This is a genomic window from Paracidovorax avenae ATCC 19860, from assembly GCF_000176855.2.
Classification (GTDB): domain Bacteria; phylum Pseudomonadota; class Gammaproteobacteria; order Burkholderiales; family Burkholderiaceae_C; genus Paracidovorax; species Paracidovorax avenae.
Map to the genome: position 1 here is coordinate 3,897,632 of NC_015138.1, position 14,953 is coordinate 3,912,584.

Genomic DNA, 14,953 nt, shown 5'->3' on the forward strand with positions numbered 1-14,953 from the left:
GAAATATCAACGGATTACGCTTGATAGCATGGTGTTATATACAGCATTCGTGCAGCGGCCATGCACCCGCTCATCACGCGCACTCCAATTTTTGACCTACTGGATGGCCTACGGAAATCGCTGATGCCGAAGCGTGCGCGCGAGCTGACGGCGTTAGAGGTGTCGCGGCTCAAGGCGGAGGGGTCGCACGCCGTGGGCGGCGCGAGTGGGCTGTACCTACGGATCGAAGGCGGCTCCCGCTCTTGGGTTCTGCGGTACGTTTTCGCGCGTGCCCGCCGGCGCATGGGTTTGGGCAGCTACCCCGGCGTTTCGCTCGCGGCGTCCCGCGATGACGCACGGGCCGCGCTCAAGCTGCGCGACTCGGGTAAAGATCCGCTCGTAATGCGTGATGCCGAGCGCGAGACGGTGCGGCTCGCCGCGGCCCAGCGGGTGCCTTTCGACGAGGCCGCCGCCGAATACATCCGCGAGCACGAATCGATATGGCGCAGCCTCAAGCACACCCAACAGTGGCGCAGCACTCTCGCCACCTACGCTTCACCCCACTTCGGCCACGTCCCCGTTTCGGAGATGGATCAAGCTCGGGTGCTGCGCGCGCTGGCACCGATCTGGAAGGTGAAGACGGAAACCGCGACCCGGCTGCGAGGCCGCATCGAACAGATTCTGGACTGGGCAACCGCCCATGGTTACCGCACGGGCACGAATCCAACGCGATGGCGCGGACAGTTGGAACACATCCTGGCCGACCCGTCGAAGGTGGCTCCCGAGGCACCACCCTGCCGTGGACCGGCGCGGGATATGCTGGAGAAGCGTGGTGTCATCATGCAGGACCGGGCAGATTTCGCAACGCGCATCTCGAATGAAAAACGATTGTAGGAATTTAAAGAAGGCCACACATGACGCAGCTTCTTGGAAAAATTCACACCCAAGACCGAATTCTAGATTCGATGATATGCATTGATTCTGATTTAAAAACAGAAGCTGCAATTCACTGGTGGGAATACCCCCTCAATAATCCCCGGATGATCATAGTGGAGCTTGATTGGGAAGGCAATCAAGCCAAAATGACCCCTCGGGTTATGCTTGACACTGATTCGCAATATGGGAGTATTTTCATAAAGCAACTAACCGGCAAGGAGCTGACTGACTTTTTAAGTTATCGAGGAACCTTAATCCGCCACCCCGATACATCTATGACCGCGGTATGGGAGGGGGCCAATTGGGATCGAGGGACGGCAGAGTGGGCTCCAAGGAAATCCGGAGCAACCGTTAAGCTCAGCAAATGCAATACTTGGGATGAGTTCACCAACTGGGCCACGCGAGTCAAAAAAGAATACGGTGCCCAACTTTTTCGGGGTCATGGTAGCAACAAGTTCAAACTCTCTACCACATTCCATCGTCAAAATAGAGCGAGACTGGAGCGCTACACGGAGAACACTTTACAAGATTTTCGCCTTCACGCAGAAGCTGTAACTGGTTTACGCTTTAATATGCGCGATGGCGACGAATACGGAATTCTTCTGGGATTGGCCCAACATCATGGGCTCCCTACCCCTCTTCTGGATTGGACGATGTCACCGTACATCGCAGCTTTTTTTGCTTTTTCAGACGCTCTGGAGAACTCTAGAATTGATGCCACTCATGTTCGTGTCTATTGCCTCACCCGTGAGTTCCTAAAAATCACTAGTCCGTACGTTATAAACATAGCTAGCATGGTGCCTTATATATCTATGCTATCGATTTCAGCTCGCCACAATCCGCGCCTGCATGCTCAGCAAGGAAGGTTCATGGTGACAAACGTTGAGGAAATTGAAGAGGCAATTTGCTATTGGCAAGTCACTAGTACCCGGCCATATTTGCTCGCCGCTGACATTCCTATAGACTGCGCTCGTGAAGCGCTGGAAGACCTCGCGTACATGGGAATCACCCCGGCAACACTTTTCCCTGGTCTGGATGGGGTGTGTAGGACACTGAAACATCAAATGATGTTCGCCAATTTGTTACCCGCAGAGGGCAGTAGCGACCCCGCACCCATTCCTATCAGTACGAAGCCGGTAAATTAAACGTCTGATTGACCCCATGCAGTTGGGCACCCTCGCAGTCAGTTCAACACGTCAGAAACGAGCCAGAAGGGCTTCGCGCCCATCTTGCGCGTGCGGGGAAACCCGCGCTGCTCGATTAGTGCGCGAAGGGTGTTTTCCACTATGCCGAGCTCTTCCAATAGCTGGGCTTTGTTGAAAATCAATTTCTTCATCAGGCCCCCGCCTGGAATGCGGAAATCACCTGTACGAACAGCATGGCCGCGGGCGGATCAATCGGAGCGATTGCGTGGCGGCTGTCCACCGCCTCGATGTTGTGGGCCGCGCTCATGCTGCACCGCCGATCAGCAGCGCGCCGACAGCGGCGGGTTTGAGCCAGTATCCGGTGCAGTAGTCGCCCTCGCAGCGCTCACAGTGGGCGCAGTTGCAGCCGAGGTCGGTTTCCAACAGCCAGTGGCGACCGTCCTCCGCCACGAACTCGTGCGGGCCGTCGTGCCCCTCGGGCAGCACGCATCCGTACTTGTCCCTCGCGGCCGGGTGTCCGTCGCTGTGGATGTTGGCGTTGCGCAGGCTGATGATGCTCTTTGTACATACGCTCATCCGTGCAGCCGGCGCCTTCGCAGGATGTGGTTTTTCTTCTTCGGCACGCCGCCCCGGATGCGGCCCTGCTCGGAGCGCGCTGCGGCCAGGGCATCACTCCAGCTCATGCAAGTTGCGCTTCAATCGCCGACTTGTCGATAACGGACCAGACCCGGGCGATCTTGCCATCGCGCAGTTCGTAGAACACGTTCTCCGAAAACACGACCCTCTTGCCATTCACCGGCAGGCCCAGGAACTCGCCCTGGGGCGAGCAGTTGAACCCCAGCCGGCTCCCCACACAATCCACATCGGCGACCAGCAACTCCACTTCGTAGCGAAGATCCGGAATCGTGGCGAAGTCGTTTTCCAGCATCGCCCGATAGCCCGCCAGGCCGAGCGGGCGGTGGTTGTGGTGCACGTCGGCGTGAACGAAGTCGCCCAGCCGGGACCAGTCCTGCGCGTTGAGGCAGGCGATGTATGCGAGGTAGAAGTCTTTGATGCGGGTCGCCTGCAATTGCGCTCTCCAAAGCGTTTTCGTTCATCTCACTGATCCATCTTCGCACCGGATCGCATGGCGTCCCGGCGGGCTCAAGATGACTTGGGCGAACGCATCTACATCCTCAACTCTGCCAGCAAATCACTGGTCGTCGCCGCCTCCAGCAGCTCGCGCGTGTAGGGCTGCTGCGGCCGGTCGAAGATGTCGGCCACGCTGCCTTCTTCGATGATGCGGCCGTTTGCCATCACGACGATGCGGTCGGCGATCTCGGACACCACGGCCAGGTTGTGCGAGATGAACAGGCAGCCGAAGCCGCGCTCGGCCTGCAGGCGCCTGAAAAGCTCCAGCACCTGCTTCTGGATGGTCATGTCCAGGGCCGACACGGGCTCGTCGGCCACCACGAAGGCGGGCTTGCGCACCAGGGCGCGCGCAATCGCCACGCGCTGGCGCTGGCCGCCCGAGAGCGCATGCGGAAAGCGCTCGCCAAACCCTGCCAGGCCCACCTCGGCCAGCATGGCATCCACCGTGACCTGCAGCGCGCCCTGCGTGAGCGGCGGGCCGTGGCGCAGCGGTTCGGCCACGATGTCGCGCACGCGCTGCCGTGGATCCAGCGAAGAATACGGGTCCTGGAACACCAGCTGGCAGGCCAGGCGGAATTCGCGCCGGCCCGCGGCATGGCCCCCTCCCAGCGGCGTGCCACGAAAGCACACTTCGCCGCCCGCGATGGGCAGCAGGCCGATCATGGCGCGGCCCAGCGTGGTCTTGCCCGAGCCCGATCCGCCCACCACCGCCACCACCTCGCCCGGCTGGATGGCCAGCGATACACCGCGCACCGCCAGCTTGGGCACGGACTTGGACAGCCAGCCCTGGCGAGTGCCCGGAAAGCTCACCTGCACATCCCTCGCCTCGATCAGCGGCGCCTGCGCCGGCCGCGCAGGGCGCGGGGCGCTGCGCTGGGGCAAGGCATCGATCAGGCTCTTCGTGTAGGTCTCGCGCGGTGCAGTGAGCACGCTGCGCACGGGGCCGGACTCGACCAGGCGGCCCTTTTCCAGCACCACCACGGACTGCGCATAGCGGGCCACCAGCCCCAGGTCGTGCGTGATGAGCAGTACGGCCGTGCCCTCGGTGCGCGTAAGTTCGGCCATGATCTCCATCACCTCGCGCTGGCTCAGCGAATCGAGCGCCGTGGTGGGTTCGTCGGCGATCAGCAGGCGCGGCTTGAGCAGCATGACCGAGGCCAGCATGATGCGCTGGCGCATGCCCCCCGAGAATTGGTGCGGGTAAGAGGCCAGGCAGCGTTCGGGATCGGCGATCTGCACGCGGCGCAGCATGGCGATGGCGCGCTCGCGTGCCTGGGCCGTGGTCACCTTCTCGTGCAGGCGCAGGCCCTCGAACAACTGCTCGGCGATGGTCATGGCCGGGTTGAGCGACACCATAGGCTCCTGGAACACCATGCCCACATCGCAGCCGCGCAGCGCACGCAGCGACGGGGCCGGCAGCGTGCCCACGTCGCGGCCCTGCAGCAGCACGCGGCCGCCGCTCTGGCGCACCTGGGGCGGCAGCAGGCCGAGCACGGCACGCCCCGCCATGGTCTTGCCGCTGCCCGATTCGCCCACCAGGGCCACCACGCCGCCGGCAGGCACATCGAAGGAGACGGCATCGAGCAGCGGGCGCTCCAGCGGGCCGTGCACGGTGAGTTCGCGCACAGACAGCAGCAGCGGCGGCGGGTTCTTCTCGGTCGTCGTCATGTCGTTTCTTTCCGCCACGGTAGGAATCGAGGGGCGCATCAGCGGTGCTCCATGCGCGGGTCGAGCCAGTCGCGCAGCGCATCGCCCAGCAGGTTCACGCCGAGCAGGGTGATTGCGATGCAGGCGCCGGGCGCAATGCCCAGCCAGGCGGCGGTCTCGATGTAGGGCCGGCCCGAGGCCAGCATGTTGCCCCAGGTGGGCGCTGGCGGCGGAACGCCCAGGCCCAGGAAGCTGAGCGCGCTTTCGGCCAGGATGACCCAGCCGAACATCGACGTGGCCAGCACCACCAGGGGCGCCACGCAGTTGGGCAGGATGTGCGCGAACACCGTGCGCAGGCCCGAGTTACCGATCACCTCCGAGGCCTCGATGTACTCCTTCTCGCGCAGCGAAAGCACCGAGCCGCGCACCACGCGCACCGCCGTGGGCGCATAGGCCAGGCCCAGCGCTACGATGATGCCCCATTGGTTGGCGCCCACGATGACCATCACCCCCAGGGCCAGCAAAATGCCGGGAAAGGCCAGCAGGGCATCGTTGAAGACCATCAGTACCCTATCGAGCCAGCCGCGGAAGTAGCCGGCCACCAGGCCGATCAACACGCCCAGTACCAGGGCCAGGGCCACCGTGAGCGCGGCCACCACCAGGCTGGTGCCCGCTCCGGCCATCAGGCGCGAAAGGATGTCGCGGCCGAACTCGTCGGTGCCCAGCAGGTAGGCGCCCGAGGGTGGCTGCAGGCGCTGGCGCAGGGCCACCCCCATGGGGTTGTAGGGTGTCCAGACAATGGACAGCAGCGCCATGGCTCCGACCAGGCCGACCAGCAGGCCGCCGACCAGGGCATTGGCGCGCAGGCGTTTCATCAGGCGCTGGATCATCATGATGCGGACACCCGGGGATCGAACAAGGGGTAGCACAGGTCCACCACGAGGTTGACCAGCACGTAGATGGCGGCCATGAACAGCAGGCAGCCCTGCACGACGGGGTAGTCGCGCGCGAAGATCGCATCCACCAGCAGGCGGCCCAGGCCGGGCAGCGTGAACACCGTCTCCAGCACGGCGATGCCGCCCAACAGGTTGCCCAGCACCAGTCCGATCATGGTCCAGGTGGGAGCGAAGGCATTGGGCAGCACATGGCGCAGCAGCACGCGGCGCTCGGCAAGGCCCTTGGCCCGCGCATGCGTCACGTACTCCAGGCGCAGTACCTCCACGGCGCTGGCGCGCGCCATGCGGGTGAGGATGCCCAGTTCGATCAGCGCCAGCGTGATGGTCGGCAGGATGAGGAAGCTGAGCGCCGAGCGCCAGTCCTCGCTGAAGGGCACGTAGCCCACCACCGGCACCAGCCCGAGCTTGAGCCCGACGAAAAGAAGCAGCAGCAATCCCAGCCAGAAGCTCGGTATGGACAGGAAGAAGGTGGCGGCGGCCACCACCATGGTGTCGAGCACGCTGTTCTGCTTCCACGCGGCCAGCAGGCCCGCGGGCACTGCCAGCAGCGCGGCCAGGGCCACGGCCACGAGCACGATGGCAGCGCTCACCTGGAAGCGTTCGAGCAGCAGCGGCAGCACGGCCTCTCCGCTGGTGATGGAATGGCCCAGGTCGCCCTGCAGCACCCGGCCGAGCCAGAGCGTGAACTGCACGGGGATGGGCCGGTCGAGACCGAACTGCGCATGCAGGTCGGCCAGTTGCCCGGGCGTGGCGCCGTCCCCCAGGATGAGCAGCGCCGGATCGCCCGGCACCAGGCGCATGAGCACGAAGACCATCAGGCTCACGAGGAACAGGGTCGGCAGCGTCCACAGCAGGCGCCGGCCCAGATAGGCTGGAAAGGAAGAACCCATGGCGGTTGTCATTGGATCGTCGGTTCAGCTACGCCATGCCGGTCACGGCGTGCGCAGCGACACACCCCATGCACGCGGCGTGCCCAGCGCCCAGCCCTTGTAGCCTTTGGCATACGAACGGGCAGCACTGGTGTTCACGGCCGAGTACATGAAGATCGCGGGCACGTCTTCGCGCATGCGGGCTTCGAGCTTGTCGAACAGCGCCTGGCGCTGGGCCGTGTCGGTGATCTCCATGCTCCTGGCCAGCAGTTCGTGGGCCTGCGGGTCGTCCCACACCTTGCGCGGCTGCTTGTCCTTGGAGCCCGTGACCATCTCGTACGACAGGGCGGGGTCCATCCGTGCCGAGAAGGTGAACGCCATGGCCTGGTAGTTGCCCTTGTTGTAGCGGTCCAGCAGCGTGGCCCAGTCGAGCACCTCGACCTCGGCCTTGATGCCGGCCTCCTGCACCATGGCCTGGGTCAGCACGGCGATGTTGAAGACGCTGTTGTAGCGCCTGGTGGCCAGGATCTTGATGGTTTCGCCCTTGTAGCCGGCCTCGGCCAGCAGCTTCCTGGCCTGCGCCAGGTTGCGCGCGGGCACCGCGGCCTGCGGCTTCTTGTAGAAGGCGCTGGGCGTGGGCACGATCGAGCGGCTCGGTGGCGCATTGCCCGAGGTGACGGCGGCCACCAGCTCGGGCATGTCCAATGCCAGCGCGATGGCGCGGCGGATGCGCGCGTCCTTGAGCAGCGGGTCGCGCGTCTGGAACAGCAGGCCCTGCACGTTCATGGAGGCCTGGGTTTCCATGAGGATGTCCTTGCGGCCCTTGTACTCGGCCGTGTCTTCGTCGTTGATGTCGTAGTTCAGGTCGATGCCGCCCGAGAACAGCGCGGCCTTGGCGGCCGAGGCATCGGGGATGATGATGAAGCGCACCTTGGGCGTCTCGGCGATCCTGGCGCCGGTGTTGCCGTCGCGCGGGCCGGGCAGCGCGGCGTAGGCGTCGTTGCGCAAGAGCTCGATGTACTGGCCGCGCTTCCACTCGCCCAGCTTGTAGGGGCCGGTGGCCACGGGCTCGCGCCACTTGCCATCGGCGTCGAGCGAGCTGCGGTGGTAGATGCCGGTGCCGCCGCAGTCCACACGCGCCAGCGTGACCAGGAACAGGGCCGAGGGTTTGTCCAGCGTATAGACCACGGTGGCCGCGTCGGGCGCCTCCACCTTGACCACCTTGGCCAGGCCGCGCCCGTCGAACTCGGCCAGGCAGCGCCAGTTGTTGGCCGGTGCCATGTAGCGGTTCCAGGCGAAGAGGACGTCGTCGGCCGTCAGCGGCGCGCCGTTGTGGAACCTGACGCCCTGGCGCAGCTTGAAGGTGTAGGTCTTGCCGTCGGCCGAGGTGCTGACCGACTGGGCCAGCAGCGGCGCCACGGACGCATCCTCGCGGTAGGCCACCAGGCCTTCGACCACATGCATCATCACCGCGTCGGTATTGTTGTCGCGGTTGATGCCGGGGTCGGTCGAGCGGATGTCGGCGTTCAGCCGGATGCGCAGCGTGTCGGGCTGCGGCTGGGCATGGGCGACGAAGCACAGGCCGGCCAGCAAGGCCAGCCCACTGGACAGCCAGCGCGAGGGGGCAACAGTCATCTCGGGGTCCTTTCTTCGTGGGGCAGGCAGAGGCAGCGTCAGGCCAGCGCCAGCTGGCGCTCCAGGTCCAGGCTGTAGGTCTGGAAGCTGCGGCTGAGCGCGGGCAGCATGGCTACCTCCATCTCGCCCAGGGCGGGCTCCATCACCACCATGGCCACGGTGGCCGAGAGGTTGCTGCTGCTGTTGGGGCGCGGCGGGCGGCACACCGACCAGGGCGACTGGAAATCGTCGAACAGCGCGGCCTTGATGTGCTCGCGCGTCAGCGCGCCAATGTGCGGCTCCACCAGCGCGCGCACGCGCAGGTCGCGGTACAGCGAGTCGGGGGTGTTCACGACGCCCATGTCGCGGACCTTGCCCAGCGCGATGGGGCTCTGGAAGTGGTTGGCATGCACGATGACGCCACGCTCGGGGTGGACCTGGAAGGTCTCGTCGGGCGCGCACTCGAAGTCGACGGCAACCCCGGTCGCATGCGAGACCATCACGTTGTTGGAAGCCGACTTGGGTGTGCAGTAGACGATGCGCATGGCCAGGGCCAGCTGCACCTGCTCCAGGGCCTTGCGGCGCAGCAGCGCGAGGGGGACGCCGAGCTGGCGGTAGTCACGGTCGGACTCCAGGTAGTTGGCGGTGATGGAAATGCCCGCAGCATTCATGCCCGAACGGGCCAGGCCTCCGGCCTCGGTGAAGGTCAGGATGTCGGGGCCGTCCTCGCGCAGCACGCGCAGCACGATGGCCGTCTCGGCGCACTCGGCCTTCCAGTCCCAGTTCTGGGCATGGATGACGCGGCCCGAGGCAGTTGCATCGGGCATGGCGACCACGCCCGTGCAGCCATCGGGATCGATCTGCGCGGGCTGGCCCTTGCGGCGGCGGTCGGCGAGCTTCAGGATCTCGGTACGGGCATTGAGCATCACCACGGCTTCATACGAGACCCCGGCGCCTTCGGCAATGCCACGCATCTCATCGAGGTAGGCCGCCTCGAAGGCCTCGATGGTGGGCTCGAAGGTCTTCACCAGCGTGCCGATCTCGGGCCAGCCGAGTTTGCTGGCTTCGAGCTGGGAGGAGTAATGTTCGATGCCCCGCAGGATGCGGGCCCTGGCCTGTTCGCCATACTGGCGGCCCCGCTCGCGCGGTGCGCCGCTGATCTCGATCAGGGGGCAGGAGGGAATGGGCTGGTCGGTGCCCCAGGGAAAGGTCTGGTCCATGGCGAAGAGTGGAGTAAGCGATCAGGCGATCGATGAATAAATTGTATTTTGTGGAATAAAAAACATCAATATTTTCCAATCATGGTTTCTACCCCCCTGCATCTCGAACTGGCAGACCGCATCAGCCGCCTCATCCACGAGGACGGCCTGACGGCGGGCGCGCGGCTCAATGAGAACCAGCTCGCCGAGCGCCTGGGCGTCTCGCGCACTCCCGTGCGCGCCGCGCTCGACCACCTGGCGCAACAGGGCTTCACCGAGCGCAAGCCGCACCGCGGCGTGGAGCTGCTGCGCGTGCCGCCCCTGCCCTCGGCCGCGCGCGAGCCGGCCGAAGACAGCGACCACTTGCTGCGCCGCATTGCCTTCGACCGCCAGCGCGGCAACCTGGGCGAGTACGTGTCGGAAAAGGAACTGATGGAGGCCTACGGCCTGGCCCGCCCTGCCATCCGCAACGCACTGGAACGCCTGGCCGATCTGGGCGCCATCGAGCCCAAGCTGGGCTATGGCTGGCGCTTCTCCACCGGGGCCTGGGACGCCAGCGTGCGCAACGAAAGCTACCGCTACCGCATGGTGATCGAGCCTGCGGCCATCCGGGAGCCCGGCTTTGCGCTGCCGCCGGCCTGGGCGCAGGACATGCGCCACCAGCACGAGGAGTTTCTGCGCCATCTGACAGAGGACTCGTCGAGCATCGCCTTCTTCGAGATGAATGCGGCCTTCCACGAAGGGGTCGCCGCCGCTTCGGGCAATCGCTTCTTCCACATGGACATCCAGCGCCAGAACCGGCTGCGCCGCCTGTCCAACTACGACTGGAAGTACGGCCGCGAGCGCATGGAGGTGAACTGCCGCGAGCACCTGGAGATGCTGGACCGCATGCAGGCCGGAGACCAGGAACTGGCCGCCTTGCTGATGCTGCGCCACCTCCAAGTGGCCAGCCGCCTGAGGCCACCACCCAAGACCTGAAGGCGGAAACCTCGACCTCGCGTGCAGCGTTGCAATTTGATTTTTGTTTTAACAAAAAACATAATAACAAGGGTCGCAACCCCCACCGAGAGCCCCATGACCTCTGCCCCCCATTCCCGCACATCCAACGACACCGCCTTCTGGCTCCCCTTCACCGCCCAGCGCCAGTTCCAGCAGCAGCCCATGCTGTTCACCGCTGCACAGGGCATGCACTACACCGCCGGTGACGGCCGCCAGGTGCTGGACGCCATGGCAGGCCTGTGGTGCTGCAATGCGGGCCATGGGCAGCCGCGCATCACCGAGGCGATCCGCGAGGCGGCGGGCCGCATGGACTTCGTGTCGTCGTTCAAGATGAGCCACCCGGACGCCTTCACCCTGGCCCGGCGCATTGCCGATCTGGCGCCCGAGGGCATGGACCACGTGTTCTTCACCAACTCGGGCTCGGAGGCAGTGGACACGGCGCTCAAGATCGCCCGCGCATACCACCAGGCGCGCGGCGATGCGCGCCGCACCCTGCTGGTGGGCCGCGCCAAGGGCTACCACGGCATGGGCTTCGGCGGCCTCTCGGTGGCGGGCCTCGGGCGCCACAAGCGCGACTTCGGCCCGCTGCTGCCCGACACCGCCCACCTGCCCCTGCCCTACGATGCCGACGCCCGCTTCTCGCGCGGCCAGCCCGCCACGGGCGCGCACTACGCCAATGCACTGGAGCAGCTGTTCGTGGTGCACGACCCGGCCACCATCGCGGCGGTGATCGTCGAGCCCGTCACCGGCTCGGGCGGCGTGTACCCGCCACCCGTGGGTTACCTGCAGCGCCTGCGAGAGCTGTGCACGCAGCACGGCATCCTGCTGATCTTCGACGAGGTGATCACCGGCTTCTCGCGCGTGGGCGCGCCGTTCGCGGCCCAGGCCTTCGGCGTCACGCCCGACCTGATGTCCTGCGCCAAGGGCATGACCAACGGGGCCGTGCCCATGGGCGGGGTGATCGTGGGCAACAGCGTGTACGAGGCTTTCATGCAGGGGCCGGCCGATGGAATCGAACTGTTCCACGGCTACACCTACTCGGCCCACCCGCTGGCCTGCGCAGCCGGCCTGGCCACGCTGGAGGTGCACGAAGAACTGGGCCTGGCTGCGCGCGTGCAGGCCATCGCCCCGGTATGGCAGGCCGCATTGCACGGCCTGCGCGATGCCCCGCACGTGGTGGACGTGCGCAACATCGGCCTGCTGGGCGCCGTGGAACTGGCGCCGCGCGCGGGTGCCGCTGGCGCGCGCGCCCAGGCAGCGCACCTGGCCTGCTTCGAGTCCGGCGTCCTGGTGCGCAACTCGGGCGATACGCTGGTGCTTTCGCCTCCGCTGGTGATCAGCGAGGCGCAGATCGGCGAGATCGCCGGCTGCATCCGCACGGCCCTGCAGAGCATCGCCTGAGCACCATGCAGGAACACGGGAGCGCCTGGATCGACGGCGCCCGGGTTCCCGCCCAGGGCACGCGCACGGCAGACGTGGTGCCCCGCAAGTGACTGCCTTTCAGTCGGCATGACGTCGCACGACATGCCGCAGACATCGCGCAGAAAGTGTCAGCGAGTGTAGGCACCCACGGGCTCGCAAACTCGTGCGCGTTGGGTCTTCAGGCCTTCGGCAGGACGCACAGCGAATCCACAGGGCTACAGCGTGAAACAAAAACCATGCGCTGGTGGGGTGAGCTCCGCTCGGGCCTGGCGCAAATAATTTTCCTCACTCAGCAACCCAAGGATTTCCATGAATGCTCTTGCCATGACCCGCCGCGCTGCGGCCCTTGCCCTGACTGCCTGCCTGGCCGCCTGCGGAGGCGGCGGTGGTGGCGGCGACGTCTTCGGAGGCGGCGGAAATGGCGGGGGCGGTGGAGGCGTGGACGGTGGCGGAAATGGCGGCGGCAACGGTGGGGGCGGAGGTGGCAATGGCGGTGGCGGCACCACTCCGGCCCAGGTCACCGGGCAGTACATCGCCCAGCCCGCAGCCTCCGGTGCTGCGCTGCTGGCCGCCATGAACGACCAGGGCTCGCGCGGCTATGCCTACCTGTCGGCCATGGTGACGGGGGGCAGCGCGCAGAACGACTTCTATGTGACCGACACCGCGCACAGCAACTCGCGGCTGACCTATGAGACGGTGGCGCAGGCCGAATCGGGCGATGGCCTGGTGGCCCAGCTCAACCAGCAGGGCGCACGCGGCTTCGTCTTCAAGGGGCCCTACATGTCCGGCGACGGCCCGGGCATCAGCCTGTTGACCGTGCGCGACGCGGCGCGCGGCGCCACCTATTCCTACGAGCGGCAGGCCATCTCCGGCAGCCTGGGCAGCGATGCCTTCCAGGCCCAGCTGAACGCCGAGGGCGCACGGGGCTTCCGGCTGGTCGGCCCGATCGGCGCGGGCCAGGACAGCTTCAACCTCTACGCCAAGGACTCCAGCGCCACCACCTATTCCTACACCGTGATCCCCGTGTCCGGCTCCGGCGGCATGGCCAGCGGCGACGCGTTGCGCCAGCGGCTGAACGAACAGGGCGCGCAGGGCGGGTTCTACCTGGGCGCGTTCTCGCTGCAGGGCGGCGCCATCGCGCAGGTCTTCGAGAAGAGCTCGGCGCAGAACGGTCCCGTCGAATACGACCTGAGCGCCGTCAACCTGCAGCAGACCACGGACCAGAAGCTGGCCGCCATGAACCAGCGTGCCGCGCAAGGCTTCTTCTTCGTGAGCGACCTCTCGACCGACGACAGCAGCAGCTACACGCTGTCGGCGCGCAACGCGGCCAGCCTGCGCAGTCCGCTGGTCGGCGTTACCTTCCCGAATTGAGGCAAAGCTGAAAAAGCCCCTCGCGCGCGGCGCAGCGCGGGGGGCTTGTTACCCCCTGCGCACGATCCGCCGGATCGCGTCGTAGATCTCCTCCTCTGCGTCCACGGGGTCCACCTCCCCTGCCAGCGCCGCGAAGGACACCGCTTCGGCCACCCCCAGCATGGCGCGCATGGCAGCCTGCTTCAAAGGTTTTTTCGCAAAAGGCGCGAGCGCGCGGCGGCACTTGTCCATGAAGAGGGTTTCATGCGCCTTCTTCAAGGCCTCCAGCTCCGGTGAGCCCGCCAGCGCCGCGCTCACGCCCGGCATTTCCCGGCCCATGGCCATGACGCACCCGACGTAGCTCGCGGCGATGACCTGGGCGACCGCTGGAAGCGTCCTGGCGCAGGCGGCAAGGGCCTCGTCCAGCAATGCGTGCTGCCTGCTGTCGTACTCCTCGTAGAGCGCTGCCAGCAAGCCGTTGCGCGCCCCGAAATGGTCATAGACAACGGGCTTCGTCACGCCCGCGCGCTCGGCCAGGTAGCCCAGCGTGAGCGCATCGCTGCCTTCGCTGCGAACGATGGACCACGCGACATCCAGCAGCTGGCGCTGCCGGGCCTCCTTGGGAAGGCGCCGCTTGATCTCGCGGCCCGCATCGGGCGTCTTCGGCTGGCTTGACATGGATAACCTACCAAAAGTAATTTGCAGTGCTAATATACGAACAGTAGTTTAATTGCACCACAAGGATGTTCCATGCATGCCCTCATCGTCGTCAGCCACCCCGATCCCCAATCGCTCACCCACGCTGTCGCGCGCTCGTTTGCCGGGGGCGTTGAAGCGATCGGCCAGCACACCACTGAACTCGCAGACATTGCGGCAGAGGGGTTCCAGCCCGCATTCAACCCGGCAGACCGGGCCACGTTCTTCATGAAGGCATCCGCTCCGCCCGACGTCCTGCGCGAGCAGCAGCGCATCGACCGGTCCGATGCGCTGGTGCTGGTGTACCCTGTCTATTGGTGGTCGTTCCCAGGGCAGCTCAAAGGCTGGATCGACCGCGTTTTCTCCAACGGCTGGGCGTATTCAGAAACCCCGGAAGGCGCCATCGAGAAGCGACTCGGGCGTCTCGCGGTCCACCTGGTCGGGATCGGCGCCGCGGACGAGGGAACGTATGCACGGCATGGCTACGACAAGGCGCTGCGCACGCAGATCGATCACGGCATCTTCGACTACTGCGGCGCCAGGGTGGTCACTTCCACGATCCTGTATGGCATCGATGGCGAGAGCGCTGCATCCCACGTCGCCACGGCGCGGGAGCTGGGCCGGAATGCTTTCGCACGGCACGGGACAGGTGGCGCATAGAGCAGTTATTGCCCCGCAGCAGGCGCCTGTTTCATGCGGTCTTCATTGGTGGAGCTGCGCGCGCCCTTGAGGTGCATTTCGACATCGGCGCCCTTCGTGCCCACCTGGGCGACGGCATCTCTCAACTGGCTCTCGGTCGTGTCCAGTTCCCGGACCCATCGCGCGACGGAATCGGGATCTTCGAGGTTCACGAGGTCTGGCTTGGCTGCGGATGACTGCATGTTCACTCCTGGTCTGGTTGGCGGCACGGCGAGATCCAAGAGTAAGTGGCCCCGGGTACCACCGATGTAGGCCGATGCACCGATGTGGTCTCGGTCCGGCGACCTGCCGCGGCCGCCGCACTGTAGCCT

At 65.6% G+C, this 14,953-nt stretch carries 16 protein-coding genes; 6 read left to right on the plus strand and 10 right to left on the minus strand.

From position 1 onward, the window contains the following. Window positions 1–60 precede the first annotated feature (60 nt). Together ACAV_RS16990 and ACAV_RS24160 are read left to right on the plus strand one after the other, a co-directional pair. Window positions 61–873 (plus strand): tyrosine-type recombinase/integrase, encoded by an 813-nt coding sequence (locus ACAV_RS16990; RefSeq protein ID WP_049791124.1) that lies wholly within the window; start codon window positions 61–63, stop codon window positions 871–873. A gap of 20 nt (window positions 874–893) precedes the next feature. Further along, entirely contained in the window at window positions 894–2,060 is a 1,167-nt protein-coding gene (locus tag ACAV_RS24160) for an FRG domain-containing protein (RefSeq protein ID WP_013595817.1), read from the plus strand. A 38-nt stretch (window positions 2,061–2,098) separates the two neighbouring features. Here the strand turns inward: ACAV_RS24160 and ACAV_RS24685 are convergent, their stop codons facing one another. From ACAV_RS24685 to ACAV_RS17025, 8 genes are all read right to left on the minus strand, one after another. Further along, the gene (locus ACAV_RS24685; RefSeq protein WP_013595818.1) at window positions 2,099–2,251 is read right to left on the minus strand and encodes a hypothetical protein; all 153 of its coding nucleotides are present in this window, start codon (window positions 2,249–2,251) and stop codon (window positions 2,099–2,101) included. A 112-nt stretch (window positions 2,252–2,363) separates the two neighbouring features. Next, a complete protein-coding gene (locus tag ACAV_RS16995) occupies window positions 2,364–2,636 on the minus strand; it encodes a hypothetical protein (RefSeq protein WP_013595820.1) in 273 nt (90 codons plus the stop codon). A gap of 103 nt (window positions 2,637–2,739) precedes the next feature. Next, window positions 2,740–3,129: an ester cyclase gene (locus tag ACAV_RS17000; RefSeq protein ID WP_013595822.1), complete on the minus strand. Its 390-nt coding sequence runs from the start codon at window positions 3,127–3,129 to the stop codon at window positions 2,740–2,742. Between the two features lie 98 nt (window positions 3,130–3,227). Continuing rightward, the gene (locus ACAV_RS17005; protein ID WP_041828805.1) at window positions 3,228–4,859 is read right to left on the minus strand and encodes a dipeptide ABC transporter ATP-binding protein; all 1,632 of its coding nucleotides are present in this window, start codon (window positions 4,857–4,859) and stop codon (window positions 3,228–3,230) included. Window positions 4,860–4,897: 38 nt separating this feature from the next. Next, window positions 4,898–5,731, minus strand: coding sequence for an ABC transporter permease (locus ACAV_RS17010; protein ID WP_013595824.1), 834 nt, complete (start codon window positions 5,729–5,731; stop codon window positions 4,898–4,900). After that, complete coding sequence (locus ACAV_RS17015; RefSeq protein ID WP_013595825.1) at window positions 5,728–6,684, minus strand: ABC transporter permease; 957 nt, start codon at window positions 6,682–6,684, stop codon at window positions 5,728–5,730. Before ACAV_RS17015 ends, ACAV_RS17010 begins: the two co-directional genes overlap by 4 nt. A 42-nt stretch (window positions 6,685–6,726) precedes the next feature. Continuing rightward, the gene (locus ACAV_RS17020) at window positions 6,727–8,298 is read right to left on the minus strand and encodes an ABC transporter substrate-binding protein (RefSeq protein ID WP_013595826.1); all 1,572 of its coding nucleotides are present in this window, start codon (window positions 8,296–8,298) and stop codon (window positions 6,727–6,729) included. 38 nt (window positions 8,299–8,336) lie between these two features. After that, window positions 8,337–9,497: a C45 family autoproteolytic acyltransferase/hydrolase gene (locus ACAV_RS17025; RefSeq protein ID WP_013595827.1), complete on the minus strand. Its 1,161-nt coding sequence runs from the start codon at window positions 9,495–9,497 to the stop codon at window positions 8,337–8,339. A gap of 81 nt (window positions 9,498–9,578) precedes the next feature. On the opposite strand from ACAV_RS17025, the gene ACAV_RS17030 reads away from it, so the two are divergent. The 3 genes from ACAV_RS17030 to ACAV_RS17040 all read left to right on the plus strand — a co-directional run bounded on the left by ACAV_RS17030 (window position 9,579) and on the right by ACAV_RS17040 (window position 13,268). Continuing rightward, the gene (locus ACAV_RS17030) at window positions 9,579–10,454 is read left to right on the plus strand and encodes a GntR family transcriptional regulator (RefSeq protein ID WP_013595828.1); all 876 of its coding nucleotides are present in this window, start codon (window positions 9,579–9,581) and stop codon (window positions 10,452–10,454) included. Between the two features lie 96 nt (window positions 10,455–10,550). Further along, window positions 10,551–11,876: an omega-aminotransferase AptA gene (gene aptA / locus ACAV_RS17035; protein ID WP_013595829.1), complete on the plus strand. Its 1,326-nt coding sequence runs from the start codon at window positions 10,551–10,553 to the stop codon at window positions 11,874–11,876. 330 nt (window positions 11,877–12,206) lie between these two features. Beyond that, complete coding sequence (locus ACAV_RS17040; RefSeq protein WP_013595830.1) at window positions 12,207–13,268, plus strand: hypothetical protein; 1,062 nt, start codon at window positions 12,207–12,209, stop codon at window positions 13,266–13,268. Window positions 13,269–13,316: 48 nt separating this feature from the next. On the opposite strand, the gene ACAV_RS17045 is transcribed toward ACAV_RS17040, so the two are convergent. Next, complete coding sequence (locus ACAV_RS17045) at window positions 13,317–13,925, minus strand: TetR/AcrR family transcriptional regulator (RefSeq protein ID WP_013595831.1); 609 nt, start codon at window positions 13,923–13,925, stop codon at window positions 13,317–13,319. A 72-nt stretch (window positions 13,926–13,997) separates the two neighbouring features. On the opposite strand from ACAV_RS17045, the gene ACAV_RS17050 reads away from it, so the two are divergent. Then, window positions 13,998–14,603, plus strand: coding sequence for an NAD(P)H-dependent oxidoreductase (locus ACAV_RS17050; protein ID WP_013595832.1), 606 nt, complete (start codon window positions 13,998–14,000; stop codon window positions 14,601–14,603). A 5-nt stretch (window positions 14,604–14,608) separates the two neighbouring features. Here the strand turns inward: ACAV_RS17050 and ACAV_RS17055 are convergent, their stop codons facing one another. Next, window positions 14,609–14,824: a DUF3606 domain-containing protein gene (locus ACAV_RS17055; protein ID WP_013595833.1), complete on the minus strand. Its 216-nt coding sequence runs from the start codon at window positions 14,822–14,824 to the stop codon at window positions 14,609–14,611. Window positions 14,825–14,953 lie beyond the last annotated feature (129 nt).

Bases quoted from the DNA above. Each gene is read 5' to 3' on its own strand.
- ACAV_RS16990 (WP_049791124.1), top strand. From the start codon at position 61: ATGCACCCGCTCATCACGCGCACTCCAATTTTTGACCTACTGGATGGC.
- ACAV_RS24160 (WP_013595817.1), top strand. From the start codon at position 894: ATGACGCAGCTTCTTGGAAAAATTCACACCCAAGACCGAATTCTAGAT.
- ACAV_RS24685 (WP_013595818.1), bottom strand. From the start codon at position 2,251: ATGAAGAAATTGATTTTCAACAAAGCCCAGCTATTGGAAGAGCTCGGC.
- ACAV_RS16995 (WP_013595820.1), bottom strand. From the start codon at position 2,636: ATGAGCGTATGTACAAAGAGCATCATCAGCCTGCGCAACGCCAACATC.
- ACAV_RS17005 (WP_041828805.1), bottom strand. From the start codon at position 4,859: ATGACGACGACCGAGAAGAACCCGCCGCCGCTGCTGCTGTCTGTGCGC.
- ACAV_RS17010 (WP_013595824.1), bottom strand. From the start codon at position 5,731: ATGATGATCCAGCGCCTGATGAAACGCCTGCGCGCCAATGCCCTGGTC.
- ACAV_RS17015 (WP_013595825.1), bottom strand. From the start codon at position 6,684: ATGGGTTCTTCCTTTCCAGCCTATCTGGGCCGGCGCCTGCTGTGGACG.
- ACAV_RS17020 (WP_013595826.1), bottom strand. From the start codon at position 8,298: ATGACTGTTGCCCCCTCGCGCTGGCTGTCCAGTGGGCTGGCCTTGCTG.
- ACAV_RS17025 (WP_013595827.1), bottom strand. From the start codon at position 9,497: ATGGACCAGACCTTTCCCTGGGGCACCGACCAGCCCATTCCCTCCTGC.
- ACAV_RS17030 (WP_013595828.1), top strand. From the start codon at position 9,579: ATGGTTTCTACCCCCCTGCATCTCGAACTGGCAGACCGCATCAGCCGC.
- aptA (WP_013595829.1), top strand. From the start codon at position 10,551: ATGACCTCTGCCCCCCATTCCCGCACATCCAACGACACCGCCTTCTGG.
- ACAV_RS17040 (WP_013595830.1), top strand. From the start codon at position 12,207: ATGAATGCTCTTGCCATGACCCGCCGCGCTGCGGCCCTTGCCCTGACT.
- ACAV_RS17045 (WP_013595831.1), bottom strand. From the start codon at position 13,925: ATGTCAAGCCAGCCGAAGACGCCCGATGCGGGCCGCGAGATCAAGCGG.
- ACAV_RS17050 (WP_013595832.1), top strand. From the start codon at position 13,998: ATGCATGCCCTCATCGTCGTCAGCCACCCCGATCCCCAATCGCTCACC.
- ACAV_RS17055 (WP_013595833.1), bottom strand. From the start codon at position 14,824: ATGCAGTCATCCGCAGCCAAGCCAGACCTCGTGAACCTCGAAGATCCC.